Origin of the sequence: Methylobacterium sp. NPDC097929, assembly GCF_049543375.1 — a bacterium.
Taxonomy (GTDB): Bacteria; Pseudomonadota; Alphaproteobacteria; order Rhizobiales; family Beijerinckiaceae; genus Methylobacterium.
In genome coordinates this window covers 22,182-37,791 of record NZ_JBMVEP010000003.1, presented here as the reverse complement: position 1 = coordinate 37,791, position 15,610 = coordinate 22,182, and the positions used below count along the sequence as shown (strand labels likewise).

At 70.3% G+C, this 15,610-nt stretch carries 11 protein-coding genes and 1 tRNA gene; 6 read left to right on the top strand and 6 right to left on the bottom strand.

Annotated features, from left to right (window positions below; genetic code table 11):
- Window positions 1-62: 62 nt before the first annotated feature.
- Genes ACPCJR_RS10525 through ACPCJR_RS10505 form a run of 5 tightly spaced genes read right to left on the bottom strand, consistent with a single transcriptional unit; the run spans window position 63 to window position 5,971 of the window.
- Window positions 63-995, bottom strand: coding sequence for a radical SAM protein (locus ACPCJR_RS10525; RefSeq protein WP_391512347.1), 933 nt, complete (start codon window positions 993-995; stop codon window positions 63-65).
- Window positions 996-1,012: 17 nt separating this feature from the next.
- Window positions 1,013-1,888: a hypothetical protein gene (locus ACPCJR_RS10520; protein ID WP_391512348.1), complete on the bottom strand. Its 876-nt coding sequence runs from the start codon at window positions 1,886-1,888 to the stop codon at window positions 1,013-1,015.
- A complete protein-coding gene (locus tag ACPCJR_RS10515; RefSeq protein ID WP_391512349.1) occupies window positions 1,885-4,272 on the bottom strand; it encodes a tryptophan 7-halogenase in 2,388 nt (795 codons plus the stop codon). Before ACPCJR_RS10515 ends, ACPCJR_RS10520 begins: the two co-directional genes overlap by 4 nt.
- Window positions 4,273-4,301: 29 nt before the next feature.
- On the bottom strand, window positions 4,302-4,949 hold the full coding sequence (locus ACPCJR_RS10510; protein ID WP_391512350.1) for a uridine kinase: 648 nt from the start codon (window positions 4,947-4,949) through the stop codon (window positions 4,302-4,304).
- A complete protein-coding gene (locus ACPCJR_RS10505; RefSeq protein ID WP_391512351.1) occupies window positions 4,946-5,971 on the bottom strand; it encodes a methyltransferase in 1,026 nt (341 codons plus the stop codon). The genes ACPCJR_RS10510 and ACPCJR_RS10505 overlap by 4 nt, the downstream gene beginning before the upstream one ends.
- A 413-nt stretch (window positions 5,972-6,384) precedes the next feature.
- Between ACPCJR_RS10505 and ACPCJR_RS10500 the strand changes: the two genes are divergently transcribed.
- From ACPCJR_RS10500 to ACPCJR_RS10480, 5 genes are all read left to right on the top strand, one after another.
- Complete coding sequence (locus ACPCJR_RS10500) at window positions 6,385-6,681, top strand: DUF3467 domain-containing protein (protein ID WP_003606160.1); 297 nt, start codon at window positions 6,385-6,387, stop codon at window positions 6,679-6,681.
- Between the two features lie 92 nt (window positions 6,682-6,773).
- Window positions 6,774-8,675 (top strand): HlyD family efflux transporter periplasmic adaptor subunit, encoded by a 1,902-nt coding sequence (locus ACPCJR_RS10495; protein WP_391512352.1) that lies wholly within the window; start codon window positions 6,774-6,776, stop codon window positions 8,673-8,675.
- Between the two features lie 12 nt (window positions 8,676-8,687).
- Entirely contained in the window at window positions 8,688-10,835 is a 2,148-nt protein-coding gene (locus ACPCJR_RS10490; RefSeq protein ID WP_391512353.1) for a PqqD family peptide modification chaperone, read from the top strand.
- Complete coding sequence (locus ACPCJR_RS10485; RefSeq protein WP_391512354.1) at window positions 10,828-12,864, top strand: preprotein translocase subunit SecA; 2,037 nt, start codon at window positions 10,828-10,830, stop codon at window positions 12,862-12,864. The genes ACPCJR_RS10490 and ACPCJR_RS10485 overlap by 8 nt, the downstream gene beginning before the upstream one ends.
- Before the next feature lie 12 nt (window positions 12,865-12,876).
- A complete protein-coding gene (locus ACPCJR_RS10480) occupies window positions 12,877-13,752 on the top strand; it encodes an efflux RND transporter periplasmic adaptor subunit (protein ID WP_391512355.1) in 876 nt (291 codons plus the stop codon).
- 408 nt (window positions 13,753-14,160) lie between these two features.
- Here ACPCJR_RS10480 and ACPCJR_RS10475 read toward each other — a convergent pair.
- Window positions 14,161-14,235, bottom strand: a tRNA-Val gene (locus ACPCJR_RS10475).
- Window positions 14,236-14,563: 328 nt separating this feature from the next.
- On the opposite strand from ACPCJR_RS10475, the gene ACPCJR_RS10470 reads away from it, so the two are divergent.
- Window positions 14,564-15,610 (top strand): hypothetical protein, encoded by a 1,047-nt coding sequence (locus ACPCJR_RS10470; RefSeq protein WP_391512356.1) that lies wholly within the window; start codon window positions 14,564-14,566, stop codon window positions 15,608-15,610.

Genomic DNA, 15,610 nt, shown 5'->3' with positions numbered 1-15,610 from the left:
GATCGGATCGCGAAGGAACCTTGTTTCGACGCGTCCCTTGCCGGAGAGGCGGCACCGCCGGTTCAGGCCGGAGCCCGGCTCCATGCCTGCCGCCGGGGCGCGGGCAAGGGGTGAACGAGATCGGCTTCGAGCCCGAATTTCGCGACGTAGGCGGTATTCAGGCCGAGGCATTCACGGGAGGCGCAGGCCTCGCGGTGGGCGCATTGATAGAAGCCGTTGCGCTCGAATTCTCGCCAGAAATCCGGGTCGATGTGCAGTTCGGGTTGGCCGTTGACGAGGGCATTGCCCAGTTCGCCGAGCAGGCATTCGGGGAAGTTTTTCACCTCGACGGCGCGCCCGAAGGCGCGGGCGCGCAAGACCGCCTCGCGCAGATAAGGCAGGACATCGGCGTGGCGGGCGACGAGGCCCTTCTCGTCGCGCTCGGACATGGGGAAGTAGACCCAGAACTCCATCTGGGTCAGGCGCCGGAGATGACCGAGCCGCGTGACGAGATCGGGCAGCAGGCGGTAGCTCCGCTCGGTCACGACGGTGTTGGTCAGGGTTTCGACGCCCTCCATCGCGTCGAGGGTCTCCAGGCCGCGCAGGGCGCGCTCGAACGAGCCCGGCACCAGGGTCAGCGCGTCGTGGCTCGCCGCATCGCTGCCGGCGATGGAGACGAAGAACTCGTCGACGCCCGCCTCGACCAGCCGGTGGCAGTAGCTCGGCTGGCCGAGATGCATGCCGTGGGTCTGAATGCGGACATGCGCAAAGCCGCTCGCCCGCGCCCGGCGCGCCAGTTCGGGCAGGTCGCGCCGCAGGGTGATCTCGGATCCGGTCAAGATCAGGCCGACCCAGCGCCGCTCGCGGGCGTTAAGGGCGAGGACCTCCTCGAAATGCGCATCCGACTCCGGCGCGAGCCGGTCCATCGTGCCTTCGATCATGCAGTGAACGCATTTGAGGTTGCAGCGAAACTCCATCGTCAGGGAGACGTAGGCAGCGTGGTCGTAGCGTCCCATGGCGTCGTCCCAGCCCTTCAGAGCAGACCGTAATACGCGCTCTTCGTCACCGTCAGCCTGCCGTCGATCACCGCGTAGTCGATCCCGACATCGAACAGCAGGTGTGACAGGCGCCGCCGCTCCGAACGCACGAAGTCGCGGATCGCGGGCGGATAGGCGAGCCGGTCGAGGAAGGCGATGAGGCCGTCGATGCCCACCCGCGAGAAATAGACGCCGTCGCACAGGCGCTTGTTGGCCACGACCACGACGCCGCAACGCATCAGTTCGGGCCACAGGATCGCGTCGAGATCGAGGCCGGGCAGATCGAAATGGGCCGAGCAGGCGGCCTTGGCCGCAATCGCGTCACGCTCGCGAGCGGCGTCGAAGAAGCTGTAGAGGTTGTCGAAGACGAGGCCGTCGGCGGTGAGCCCGTAGCTGAGTCCGGACGAGACGCTGCTACCGGGATTGCCGACATAGATGTTGAGGCGATCGAGGTTCCGCTCGCCCCGAGCCAAACTGTCGTCGAGGTCGAGCGAGAACATGAAGTAGGGCCGCGCGCCCGCATAGCGCAGATCGCAGGGCGCGAACGGCGCCAGGATCGACAGCACGCGCTCGATCGAGGCCGTGCGCTCCAGCCGGGCGTAATCGTAGAAGTAGAACTCCCAGGTGGTGACACCGTCCCGGAGCTTGGCGCCCCAGACGCTGCGGCCGGGCCCGAGGCCGTCGCGCAGCGCGTCGCAGATCGCGAACAGCTTCGGATCTGCGCCCGCGCAGGCCAGCGAGTGCCAGAGCAGGCTCGCCTGCCGCAGGCGTCCCGCCGTCGGCCCGACCGGCTCGTAATTCCACAGGCAGTAATCGGCGTAGCGGTCACCCGGCGCCGACAGTTCCAAGCGGGCGGGGTCGAGGCCGGTCATCCGCCCGCGACGCCGGAATACACGGTGACGAAGGGCTGCCCGTCTCGCCCGACACCCCCGGCGACATGCCCCAAGGTCTCCTGAAGCCTTTCTCGCAGGACCCTTGCGGCCGCCTCGCGCGGCGTCCCGAGATCGACGAAGGCTTGGCCGAGCAGCGGCTCCGCATCGGCCACGGTCAGGCCGCAGGCATAGAGGTTGAGGTCGTAGGACAGGCGCCGTCCCGGCTCTTCGCGGGCTTCGAGATAGTGGACCGCACCGCGCCCGCGCTCCTGCGCCAGAAGCAGGATCGCCTGGGCGGTGTCGCGGGCGGGCGCGCCGACCGCCCCCCACTCGCCGGCCATCCGGTTCAACCGCGTCTCGATCTCCTCGGGGCCGCGCACCCGTGGCCAGTGGTAGAGGGTGACGACGGGCGGATGCGTTCCCCCCGGCTTCCACTTGTAGGCGCGATGGACCAGCATCGGCTCCGCGCCCGCCTCGTCCGCTCCGGTCCAGGCCGCGTCGGTGCGCGACGACCATTCGACATAGAGCTTGTAGAGCGCGCCCGACGGGCCGTCCTCGTAGCCGAGATGGAGGATGTCCGCCCCGCCGATCAGACCGGCGGCCTCCGCGCGCTCCCGCTCCGGCAGTCCGAGCCCGGCGGCCAGCCGGTCGAGCGTCGTCTCGGGCGCGAGGCCGAGGCTCGCGCGGTGCAGGCTCATGAGAAAGCGGTCGGTCTGCAATCCCGCCGGGGAGGCCTTCACCGAGCGCTCGTAGCCGAAGGGCTGGCCGAGCCCCGCGACCAGATCGGCGAGACGCGCGCCCTCCGGCGTCCGGCGCAAGCCCGCCGGGCCGACCGGCGCCGAAGCCGCCGCGATGCGCACCGCAGGCCCGGCGACGGGTGCCTGGCCGTGCAACGCGTCCATCAGACGGACATGCGGCGCCATGGCCTCGGCGATCTGGGCCGACTGGGCACGGATGCTGGCGAGCAGACGGGCGATCTCGCGGCCATCGGCGACATCGACCGGAGCGAAGGGCCGACGCGGCAGGAAATCGGCACCGGAGAACAGGAGGTAGTGATCGCCCTCGCTGAACGGCGCCTCCTCGCTCAACGCGACATGCCCGGCCAACTCGTAGAGGTCGAGGCGGTCGGCGAGCCGGTCGGGGATCGTCACCGCGCGGGCGGCCGCCCAGAACGGCTCCGACCGGCGGCCGAGAACGTAATGCGCGGCCACCGCCTCGGCCGCATCGTCGTGGAAGCGGTTCAGGCGCGCGGCATAGGCACGGCGGAGCACATCGCCCCCTTCCCCCTGCCGCGGCAGGGTGGCGAGAAAGGTCTCCAGTCCGGCCAGGACGAGATCGAGATCGAAACCGAGGAGCGGCTCGACCGCTCCGGCCGCCGCACCGAGGGCGACGACGTTGCGCTGCCACGGTGCGGCGCGGCGACCGTGACGGAGTTCCGCGTCGACGATGCCCGCCTCGCCATCGAAGACGCGTCGCAGGGTGGCCGCCGCCGCATCCGGCGGCGTGGTCCGGCTGTCGTAGACGAAGAGGTGCTCCGTGCGATCGGCCAGCGGCAGCGACGCCGTCCATCCCTCCGCCCGGCCGCGATAGGCCGTGAAGGGCAGCACCTCGGGCGATCGCGAGAGGGACAGGCGGGCCACGCGGTCTCCGGGGCCGCCGCCCGCGACCCAGGCCTCGCCGAGCGCAGTGCCGATGAGTTGCGCGGTGGCACCCGTACAATCGAGGAAGATATCGCCCTCGACCTTCAGCCCTCCGTCGAGAACGAGGGCGCCGACATCGCCGTACAGGTCGCGCTCGATCTCGCGGACCCGCCCGGTCACTCCACGCACGCCTTCGGAGAGCGCCAGCTCGCGCAGGAAACGGACGAGGGCGGTCCGGTCGAGGTGATAGCCGTAATCGCCGGACTCGGTGAGCGAGGACCGGTCTGCCACGGGGCGGGGCCCGCGCCCTGCGGCCGCCATCAGCGCCTGGGGCGCGTAATCGGCGTAATCTCCGGCCTCGTCCTCGGCGCCCTCGCTGCGAAGCTTCATCCAGTAGTGGAACAGGTCGCGGCCGGCGATCCGCGGGCCGCAGGCCCCGAACGGATGCCAGTGGCCCTGACCCTCGGCGAACCAATCGTCGTAGCGGCTGGCGAGCCGATAGGTCGCCGCGCAGCGGCGCATGAAGATCGCCTCGTCGATGCCGAATCCCTTGAGGAAGCGGGTGAAGGCAGGCCGCGTCGCCAGGGCGGCGGAGGCCCCCGCGGCGGGGGCCGACCCGACGAGGGTGACCGTCCAGCCGGCCCGGCGCAGGACACGTTTCAGATAGAGCGCGGCCATCCAGCCGGCGGGCCCGCCGCCGGCGACGACCAAGCGCGGAGGCGCGGAGCGTTCGGACCTGAACATCGAGTTATCGGCTCCGCGAGCATCGCCCCTCACGCCGTCGGCGTCGGGACGGGCGTGAGGGTAGATTGGATTTCGGATTGAATGGCGTCGAGGTGCTCGGCGAGCGTGCCGGCGCCGAGAATCTGGTCGGCCGCCGGCCGGACCCGTTCGCGCTGGAGCGCGTAGGTCGGGTGCAGCAGGGTGTCGTAGCGTCCGAGATAGGCATCAAGCCCCGCAAGAAGCCCGGAGGCCGCAGAGGGGTCGCGCTGCCCTTCACCGGTGAAGCTGCGCAGCTTGCGCGCCAGCGCGACGTCCAGGGGCAGATCGAGCCAGACCAGATGGTCGATCTGTGCGCCCGTGCCGGGATGGGCTCGGCCGAGCAGGGTGTCGAGAACGATCACGGGGCGCGCCACGCGCCGCGACAGGCGCAGCGTGCCGCCGCGCTCCCGGTCAGGCACGGGCTCGCCGCGCCGCAGCTGGGCCAGATCCTCGGTGAGCCCCGGCACCGGCACCGCGTCGAGGGGCGCGCCGTCCGCGAGCCACGCCGCCACCCGCTCCGGCGGCCAGCCGGTGATTTCCTCGTAGGCGTCGTAGGCGAGCACGGGCGCGCCGCCGAAGCGCTCCGACAGGGCGTGGGACAGGGTGGTCTTGCCGCTGCCCGGCGGTCCGCTGATGGCGACGACGAAGGGCGCGCTCATCGCGCACCGCCGGGCTTGCGCGCCTCGATCAGGTGGAACGGCGTTTCGAGCGCGAGGCGGCGGACGCTGCAATCGACAAAGCCGAGAGCGGCCAGCGTCTCGGTGTAGAGCTCGGCATCCCGGAAGAAGGGCTGGAACACGAGGTCGGCGGATTGGACGTAGCCGAGGGGGCGCTCGCGCAGAGCCATGGGCGCCCGCTCGTAGATCACGAGACGCCCGCCGGGAGCGAGCGCGCGCGCGGCGCGTTCGAGCAGGGCACGGGCCTCGTCCGCCGGCCAATCGTGCAGGACCGACTTGAAGGTCACGAGGTCGTGCCCCTCGGGCAGGGGATCGCGCCGCATGTCGCCGGCCAGGAACGCGACGCGGGCGCCCTCCGCCCGGTCCGCGAGGTTTTCGGCACCCAGCGCACAGACGACGGGCAGATCGAACACCGTTGCGCTCAGGGCCGGGGCGCGGCGGCAGGCCTGGGCGGCGAACTCGCCGCTATTGCCGCCGAGATCGAGCAGGCGCCGATGCCGGCCGGGCTCGATCCGGTCGAGGCCCGGCCCGGCCTCGTAGCGGGTCAGGCAGGTGGTGTAGGCGACCCAGCGCCGGGTCGCGTCGAGGTTGTCCGGGGTGATCTCGAAGCAGCGGTCGTAGCGGAACAGCTCGAAGGTGCGCGAGGCCGCCATGAAGGCCGGCAGGTCGGCGACGAAGGCGGGGAAATGCCGGCGCAGATCCTCGGATGCGGCGGCGGCGAAGGCGAGCTTCGCCTCGATGAGGTCGCGGCAGGGCAGCACGGCGCGGAACGCCTCGCTCAGCCCGATTCGGCCCGGCGCGGGCTCGGTAGCGATGCCGGCGCCGACGAGGAGGCCGGTCAGGCAGGCAAATTGCGGCCGTTCGAACCGAAACTCGTCGGCAAGGCCGGCCGCCGCGATATCCGCCCGGCGGGCGAGCCGGTCGATCAATCCCGAGCTGAAGGCGAAGCTGAGAGCGTGCGCGGCGGCCTCGCTTTCGAGGAAGCGGTCCACGCGCGGAAACACCGCGCCCGGCGCCTCCGACGCCGAGATCCAGCTCCCTCCCCCACCCGGCATCAGCGTGAAGCCAAGCTCAGGCTACGGCAAGAGACCCGATCAAACCTCCGGCACGAAGGAGGTTTTGAATTGAGACGCTGGATCAACGCATTTTTCGTCGTGGCCATCGCCGCCGCCACATTCCATTCGTGATCGAATCGCACAAGCCGTGCAATAGCTCCTATCGCCCTGTGTGCCATAAATGCAAGGCGACTTGGTTTCGCTGGGTTCGCAAGGCAAGCCGTCGTTCAACGACGGCTTTATTCGTGCAATGTCTTAACGAGAACTTGGGCTTCGCGATCCAGCATGGCATCGGCCCGCCGTCGATGTCGAGGAGCCCGAGGTTACGTCGCGCGGGGATGCGCGCAGATGAGGGAGCAGTCGTGAGCGAGAGCAGCAAGCCCGGAGCCGCCGATCAGGTGCGTGCGATCGAATGGCGTGAAGACAGCATGTCGACGCAGTTCGCCAACGTCGTGAACGTGCAGGGCACCCGCGAGCAGGTGGATCTGTTCTTCGGCACCAACCGGACCTGGAACCTCGCCGAGACCGAGAGCGTGGTGGTCGATCTCTCGAACCGCGTGATCCTCACGCCGCTCGCGGCCAAGCGCCTCCACTCCGTCCTCGGCGGCGTGCTGACCGAGTACGAGAACCGGCACGGACGCCTCGACCTCGACGCTTGACCATCCGGCTCCGCCGCCGCGCCGAACGGCGTGACGGTGCGGCCCTCCCCTAACAAGACCCTGAGCGCCGTCATCTAAGGAATCCGGGGGCCATGAGCGAGCGTTTGGCGGTGGAGGGCTCGTCCGCGGCGGGTGTGTCCGCAGCGGGTCCGGCCGCGCGCCTCTCCCTGCTGGAGCCCGCTCTGTGGCAGGTGCTCCGGACCTCCCAGACGCTTCAAGCGGCGGCGGAAGCGTGGCTCACGCTCCAGGCGCCGATGCTCGGCGCCCCGCGGGCCTGCGTCCTGCTTCCGGGAACCTCGGTGGGGCTCGCCCCGCTCGCCGTGTTCCCGGCTCAGTCCGAATGCGAGGCCGGCCTGCGCGAGACCGCCGAGGCCGCCCTTCGCGAGAACCGCCCGGTCGTGCAGGCGATGGCGGAGGCCGGGCCGCATCCGGGCGCCGCGCCGCAGGGGGCGGGCGCGTGGATCGCGCTGCCGCTGGTTCTGGACGAGGCGTGCTTCGCCGTTACCGCCTTCGCCCTCGACAGCCTCGACAAGGACGAGCTGCGCGCCGCGATCCGTCAGGTGCAGTGGGGCAGCGCGTGGCTCGTCGCCAAGCAGGCCGAGTTGATCGGACGGAGCGAGCGCCGGACGCTGGCCCGCTCGCGCTCCGTCCTCGACCTGCTCGCCGGGGTGCTGGAGCAATCGCGCTTCTCCGCCGCCTGCACCGCCGCGGTGACGGACCTCGCCATCGCCTTTTCCTGCCAGCGCGCGGCGATCGGCTTCATGCGGCGCGGGAGCGCCCGGATCACGGCGATCTCGCACTCGGCGCAGTTCGGCCGCGAGATGAACCTCGTGCGCCGTCTCGGCGCCTGCATGAACGAGGCGATCGACCAGCGCAGCCTGATCCTGTTCCCGCCGCCCGAGAACGAGGCCACCGTCACCACGGCGCATGCCGACCTCGCCCGCCTGCAATATGGTGGCCGGGTGCTGACCGTGCCGATGCTCGTCGATGACCGCTTCGTCGGCGCCATCACCCTGGAACGGCCCGCCAACCAGCCGTTCAGCCTCGAGACGGTCGAGCAGGTGAGCGCCTGCGCCGCCGCCATCGGCCCGGTCCTGGAAGCCAAGCGGCAGAACGACCGCTGGCTGGTGCTGAAGGCCGCCGACGCATTGATGAACAGCGCGCGGCTGGTCTTCGGTCCGAACCATACCGGGCTCAAGCTCGGCCTTGCCGCGGTGCTGGCCGTGGTCCTGGCGCTCTCGGTGATCAAGATCGATTACCGCGTGACTGCGGACGCCCGCGTCGAGGGCCTCGTGCGCCGCTCCGTCGTCGCCTCCTACGACGGCTACCTGAAGACCGCCGGGCACCGCGCCGGCGACACGGTGCGCAAGGGCGACCTCCTCGCCGCCCTGGAGGACCGCGATCTCGCCCTGGAGCGCCTGCGCTGGGTCACCGAGCGTCAGCAGCGCACCTACGAGTACGACAAGGCGCTCGCCACCCGGCAGCCCGCCACGATCAACGTGGTGAAGAGCCAGATCGATCAGGCCGACGCGCAGATCCGCCTGCTCGACGAGCAGATCGCGCGCTCGAAATTCACCGCGCCCTTCGACGGCTTGATCGTCTCCGGCGACCTCTCGCAATCCATCGGCGGCGCCATCAGCCGCGGGCAAGTGCTGTTCGAGATCGCGCCGCTCGACAGCTACCGCGTCGTGCTCAGCGTGGACGAGCGGGTGATCGCCGACCTGCACGAGGGGCAGACCGGGCACATGCTCGCGACCTCCCTGCCCGACCAGCCGCAAGTGCTGACGATCCAGACCATCACCCCGGTGGCCGAGGCCAGGAACGGCCGCAACCTGTTCCGGGTCGAGGGCCGGATCGAGGACGGCGCCACCCGGCTGCGGCCGGGCATGGAGGGCATCGCCAAGGTCGATGTCGACCGGCGCCTGCTCGCCTGGATCTGGGCCCGGCCGATCGTCGATTGGCTGCGCCTCGCGGCCTGGCACTGGTGGCCGTGAGGGGTTCGAGGCGTGTCCCAATCCCTGTTCAGCCAGTCGTGGTACCGGGTCGCGAACTTGCGCCCGCGGCTGCGCCGCCACGCCGAGATCCACCGGCAGAGCTTTCGCGGCGAGGTCTGGTACGTCCTTCAGGATCACCAGACCGGGCGCTTCCACCGCCTCTCGCCCGCCGCCAACCTGATCCTGTGCATGATGGACGGGCGCCGCACCCTGCAGGAGGTGTGGGAAGCCGCCGCCCACCGCAACGAGGATGACCCGCCGACCCAGGACGACACGATCCGCCTGATCTCGCAGCTCCACGGCTCGGACCTGCTCCAGGGCGACCTGCCGCCGGATCTCGCCGAGCTCGCCGAGCGCTCGGAATCGACCGCGCGCCGCACCCTGATCGCCCGGGTCAAGAACCCGCTCGCCCTGCGCTTCCCGCTCTTCGACCCCGATCCGCTGCTCGACCGGCTCGCGCCGTACCTCCGGCCGCTCTTCTCGGTCTGGGGGCTCGCGGTCTGGCTCGCGGTGGTGATCTCCGGCCTCGTCGTGGCCGGCCTGCACGCGGGCGAGCTGACCGGCGATGTCGCGGGCCAGATGCTCTCGGCGCAGAACGTCGCGCTGATGATGTGCCTCTACCCCATCATCAAAGCGCTGCACGAGGCCGGGCACGCCTGCGCCGCCAAGGCCTGGGGCGGCGAGGTGCACGAGGTCGGCGTCATGCTGCTCGTGCTGTTCCCGGCGCCCTACGTCGATGCCTCGACCTCCGCCGCCTTCCCCAGCAAGTGGCAGCGGATGATGGTGGCGGCCGCCGGCATCTTCGTCGAGCTGTTCCTGGCGGGCCTCGCTGCCATCGTCTGGGCCACGGCCGAGCCCGGCCTCGTGCGGGCGGCGGCCTTCAACGTGATGGTGATCGGCAGCGTCTCGACGTTGCTGTTCAACGGCAACCCGCTCCTGCGCTTCGACGGCTACTACATCTTCGCCGACCTCATCGAGATCCCGAATCTCGGCTCGCGGGCCAACCGCTACGTCTTCTACCTGATCGAGCGCTACGCGCTGAAGATCGAGGGCGCGAAGAGTCCTGTGACCGCGGATGGCGAGCGGCCCTGGCTGTTCGTCTACGCTGTGGCCGCCTTCATCTACCGTACCACCGTCTCGATCGCGATCGCGAGCTTCATCGCCACGCAGTACTTCGTGTTCGGCGTGCTGCTGGCCGGGCTCGCGCTGTTCGGCACCGTGGTCTCGCCCCTGCTGAAGGGCCTCAAGTTCATCCTCACCGATCCGAAGCTGAACCGGCGCCGGCGCCGGGCGGCGACTCTCACGAGCGTCGCCACGGCGGCATTGCTGGCCCTGCTGTTCGTGGTGCCCCTGCCCTACACGACGATGGCGCAGGGCGTTGTCTGGGCGCCCGACGACACGCAGATCCGCACGAAGACTGACGGCATCCTCACCACGCTGCTGGTGGAGCCCGGCCGCGACGCGCAGGCCGGCGAGGCCCTGGCGACGCTCGAAGACCCAAGTCTCGACAGCCGCGTCGCAGTGCTGGAGGCGCAACTCGTCGAACTGCGCCTGCGCTACGACGCCGCCCGGCTCGGCGACCGCGTGCAGGCGCAGATTCTCCAGGAGCAGATCGCCAGCACGCAGGAGATCCTGCGGGTCTACCGCGAGCGGCAGGCTGGCCTCACCGTGCGGGCGTCTCAGGCCGGCCGGCTGATCGTGCCGGGCGCCGTCGACCTGCCGGGGCGGTATCTGCGCCGGGGCGAGCGCATCGGCTACGTGCTCACCGCCGACGACCCCGTGGTGCGGGTGGTGGTGCCGCAGACGGATGTGGATCTGGTCCGCAGCAGGACGCAGGGCGTCGCTGCGCGGTTGGCCGAGAAGCCCGAGGAAGTGCGCGCTGGCTCGATCCTGCGGGAAGTGCCGGGGGCGCAGCAGGAGATTCCGAGCCTTGCTCTCGCAACGCAGGGCGGCGGCATCATCGCCGTGGATGCCAGCAACCCGCAAAAGCCCGTGGCGCTCCAGAGCATCTTCGTCTTCGACGTCCAGCTCGCCGGCGGCCTCCCCTTCAACGTGCTCGGCGAGCGGGTCTATATCCGGTTCGATCACGGGGCGGAGCCGATCGCGTGGCGCGCCTTGCGCAGCCTGCGGCAGGTGTTCCTGAGCCAGTTCCGTGTCTGATCCCCTCGTCCTCTCCGCCGGCTCAGCGCCCGGGGCCGCCTTCCGCGTGCCGCCGGCCCGCGCCTATTCCGAGCGCAAGCCGCTCAAGGCGAGCCGGCTCGATCAGGCCGCCGCGCGGGTGATCGGCGGCGTGCGGGTCGGGCTCGCCGGTTGGGCCGCCCGCCGCTACGCGCGGATCGCCCGCGCGGCCCTGGCGCAGGCCGACGACATCGCCGAGCTGTCCGAAGAAGCGCTGCAATTCCGCATCCAGGCGATCACGGGGGCCCTGCGCGCCCGGAAGACCTTCCGCGATGCCGACATCGCAGAGGCCTTCGCGCTGATCCGCGAGATGTCGGGGCGCGTGAAGGGACAGCGCCATTACGGCGTGCAGATGATGGGGGCCGCCGCCATCCTCGACGGGCGCGTCGCCCAGATGGCCACCGGCGAGGGCAAGACCCTCACGGCGACGCTGGCCGCAGGCGCGGCGGCGCTGGCCGGCCTTCCGGTCCACGTCGTCACGGTCAACGACTACCTCGCCGAGCGCGACGCCGAGGAGATGCGTCCGCTCTACGCCGCGCTCGGACTCACCGTCGGCGTCATCAAGGAGAAGCAGGAGCAGCCGGAACGGGCGCAGGCCTATGGCTGCCACATCACCTACTGCACCAACAAGGATCTCGCCTTCGACTACCTGCGCGACCGCATCGCGCTGGGCCAGCGCGCCAGCGACGTGCGCCTCAAGCTCGAGAGCCTGCACGCGAGCGCGAGCCGGCTCGCCCAGCTCCGCCTGCGCGGCCTGCACTTCGCCATCGTCGACGAGGCCGACAGCGTGCTGATCGACGAGGCCCGCACGCCGCTCATCATCTCGGCCCCGGCCGGCTCGCAGTTCGGCACGGAGGTGCTCACCCGCGCCATGGAGATCGCGGCGGAGCTGAAGAACCCTGAGGATTACGGGATCGAGGCGGCCGAGCACCGGATCGTCCTCACCGATCCCGGCCGCGCGCGGATCGCCGACCTCGCTCGGAGCGAGGCGCCCGGCCAGGATTCGGCCTGGCGCGGGCGCGTCACCCGCGAGGGGCTGGTGCGTCAGGCGCTCTCGGCGCTGCACCTGTTCCACAGGGACGAGCACTACATCCTGCGTGACGGCAAGGTGGTCATCGTCGATGCAAATACCGGCCGGGTGATGCCGGACCGGAGCTGGAGCGACGGCCTGCACCAGATGGTCGAGCATAAGGAGGGCTGCGACCTGTCCGGAGCCCGCTCGACGCTGGCCCGGATGACCTACCAGCGCTTCTTCCGCCGCTATCCCCGGCTCTCGGGCATGACCGGCACCACCCGCGGCGTCGCCGCCGAGTTCTGGACCGTCTATCGTCTGCCGGTGGTGCGCATCCCGACGCACCGGCCGGTGCAGCGGCGCCACCTGCTCGACGAGGTCCTGCCCGACGAGGCGGCGAAGTGGCGGCGGGTGACGGCGCGCATCGCCGAATTGCACGCGCGCGGCTGCCCCGTCCTCGTCGGCACCCGCTCGGTCGGGGCCTCTGCGCGGGCGAGCGCGTACCTCACCGAAGCCGGACTGCCGCACACGGTGCTGAGCGCGGCTCAGGACGGCCAGGAGGCCGCCATCGTCGCGGAGGCCGGGCAGCGCGGCCGCATCACGGTGGCGACGAACATGGCCGGGCGCGGCACCGACATCAAGCTCGGCCCCGGCATCGCGGAACTCGGCGGCCTGCACGTCATCATGGTCGAGCGGCAGGATGCGCGGCGCATCGACGACCAACTCGCCGGCCGCAGCGGTCGTCAGGGCGAGCCGGGCTGCTTCCAGGCGATCCTTTCCCTCGACGACCCGCTGATGGAGAGCGGGCTCATCAGCCGCGGGCTGGCTCGGCGCATCATGGCACTGCTCGGCCCGAAGCGCGGCCAGGCCTTGGGCCGCCGCCTGCTGCGCCACGCCCAATTGCGCACCGAGCGGCTGCACGGGCGCATGCGCGCCGACCTCCTGCAGTCCGACCAGATGCAGGACCGCATTTTGGCTTTTGCCGGCCACGCTGAGTAAGGAATGTTCGCGATGACCCTTCAGGCCGGAACGCGACGAGCCGGGATCCATGCGGCCCTCGCGGCCCTTGCGGCCCTCTGCCTCCCCGCCGCGGCCCAGGCCCAGGAAGCCCGCGTCGATTGCGTCGTCGAGCCGGCGCAGAAGCTGAAGATCGGCTCTGCCACCCTGGGCATCCTCAAGAGCGTGCCGGTGAACCGCGGCGCCATGGTGGAGGCCGGCGACATCATCGCCCGTCTCGACTCGAGCGTGGAAGAGGCCAACGTCGCCCTGTCGCGGGCGCAGTCGGAATCGAGGGCCGGCATCGAGGCGCAGCAGACCCGCGTTGAGCTCTACAAGCGCCGCCTCGACCGCCAGAGCCAGCTCTCGAAGGGCATCGTCACCCAGGAGAAGCTCGACCAAGTCGAGGCCGATTACGAGATCGGCCGGCGCGACCTTCAGACCGAGATCCTCAAGCACAAGCTCAACGGCATCGAACTCCAGCGCGCCGAGGCGCAGCTCGAACTGCGGATGATCCGCAGCCCGATCCGCGGCATCGTCACCGAGCGGCTGATGTCGGCGGGCGAGTTCGTGCGCCAGGACAGCGCGATCTTCACCCTGGTTCAGCTCGATCCGCTCTACGTCGAGGCCTACCTGCCGGTCTCCCGCTGGAAGGAGATCGCGCTCGGGATGCCGGCCACCGTCGTGCTCGACCAGCCGATCGGCGGCGCCTACGAGGCCAAGGTCAGCGTGGTCGATCAGGTGTTCGACGCGGCGAGCGGCACCTTCGGCGTGCGCCTCGAATTGCCGAACCCGGACTTCAAGCTGCCCGGCGGCCAGCGCTGCAAGGTCGCCTTCCCGCTTGCCTCCGCCGGCCCGCAAGCGACAGCCCAGCCCGCCGACGCCAAGTAGGGGACCGCTCCACCGTCTACGATGGGCCTTTCCGGGCCGGCGACGTCTTGCGCTGCACGACGGAGCGGACAGCGACACGGATGCCGACGATGGGGCTCACGGCGCTCGGCGCGACCGCGCCGTGTTCGGCCCGGCAACGCGGATGAGGGTCCACGGTCAACCGCGGCCCGACGTCGGATCGAAGTGCGTCCGCGGGAGGCCGCACGCGTGCCCTCGCGCGGGCCGCGCGGGCGGTGACTGCATGGGGCCGTGACGCCTCGTGGTCCGGTCGTGCGCCGGCGCCCGCGTCGCCGACCACTCTGCCGGACAGCCCTTCCGAGTGGGGTGTTTTCGCGTGGGTTTCCGACCCAACGAAAAAGGCCCCGTTTCCGGGGCCTGAGATTCGTCAATCACCCTAAGGGTTTAGGATGGTGGGCGCGACAGGGATCGAACCTGTGACCCCTACCATGTCAAGGTAGTGCTCTCCCGCTGAGCTACGCGCCCCGGCAGGGAGCCGGGTGACCCCGGCGTCCTGCGAGGCCGCGGCTATAGCCGGTGCCGGGCGGCTCCGCAAGCGGGAGGTTGGCGGATTTTCTCATCCTTCGCGCGCGGCGGCGGTGCGGCAGGCTCGTCCTCCATCCGCGCCGTTGCGCGCCCCCTGAAAAAATCGGCTAAGAGGGCGTTGCACGCGGCAAGGTCGCGACCGGCTCTTCCTTCAGGCGCGGGCAGGTGCTTCAGGCGCGGGCAGGTGGGCCGGGATCTCCGCCGGCACCGCGGTCGGCGGGCCGAAGGGAATCGCGGATCAGGCAAGGGCCGAGGACGGCGAGCAAGGATGCGGTTTCTCCTTTCGTCCGACGAGGGCGACGTGATCAGGGGCTGGGTGGTGCCGGACAACCCGCTGGCGATCAGCCGGGTCTCCGTCTCCATCGAGGGGCGCCGGGTGGCCGAAGTTTCGGCCATCCACACCGATCCCAACTTCATCCATCTGGGCTGGCACGCCACGGGCCAGTGCCATTTCGAGATCCGCGACACGGACGTGCCGGGGCTCGCGGGGATCGAGCGGCTCGAGATCTACGACGTCGACACCAACGTCATGATCTACCGGCGCACGCCGGATGCGGGACTGACCGACAAGAAGGCCATCCTGCTCAACGGGCACATCCGTCCCGAGACGGTGATCCAGGCCTCTCTCTTCCCCTATTTCCGGCAGTCGTATTTCGGGATCGGCCGGTTTCCGGACGAGATCTTGCGGGCGATGTTCGACACCGTCACGCTCGATTCCTGCCTGATGGCCGGTTCGATCATCTTCCCGCGCTACGAGGGGCACTTCGTCCAGAGCGGCGCGGTCACCATGCTGCTCGTCCACGATCCCTTCGTCGAACTGGCGAGCCGCCTGTTCTGGCTGCGGGAGCGGGCGACCATCGCCGCCAATCCCGATCAGCACTGGCGCCTGGGCAACCTCGTCGAGGCCGCGGCCTTCACGCTCGACTACGACTTCACCGACGTGAAGAGCCTGAAGCGGTTGTTCCGGATGATGCCGGAGCCGGCCTATCACCTGCTCTACAATCCCCTGACGCGCCAGCTCAGCACGCACGTGCCCGAGGACCGGCTGATGCCGGCCAGTTCCATCATCGCGGTCGAGGTGCTGTCGCGCATCGACGTGGTGGGCCACCGCGACTACTTCGAAGCCTTCATGGCCTCGATGTTCCACCATCTCGGGATCGAGGCCCCCCTGCCGCTGCCCCTGCCGATCCCCAACGAGACCTTGGAACTGGCCGAACTGCTCCGGGGCATGCGCTTTGCCCGCGACATGGTGCTCTACGACACGGTGCTGAGCGACGCCGTGCGCGCCTCCGTGTCGAAGAGCTGGGAGGCCTGA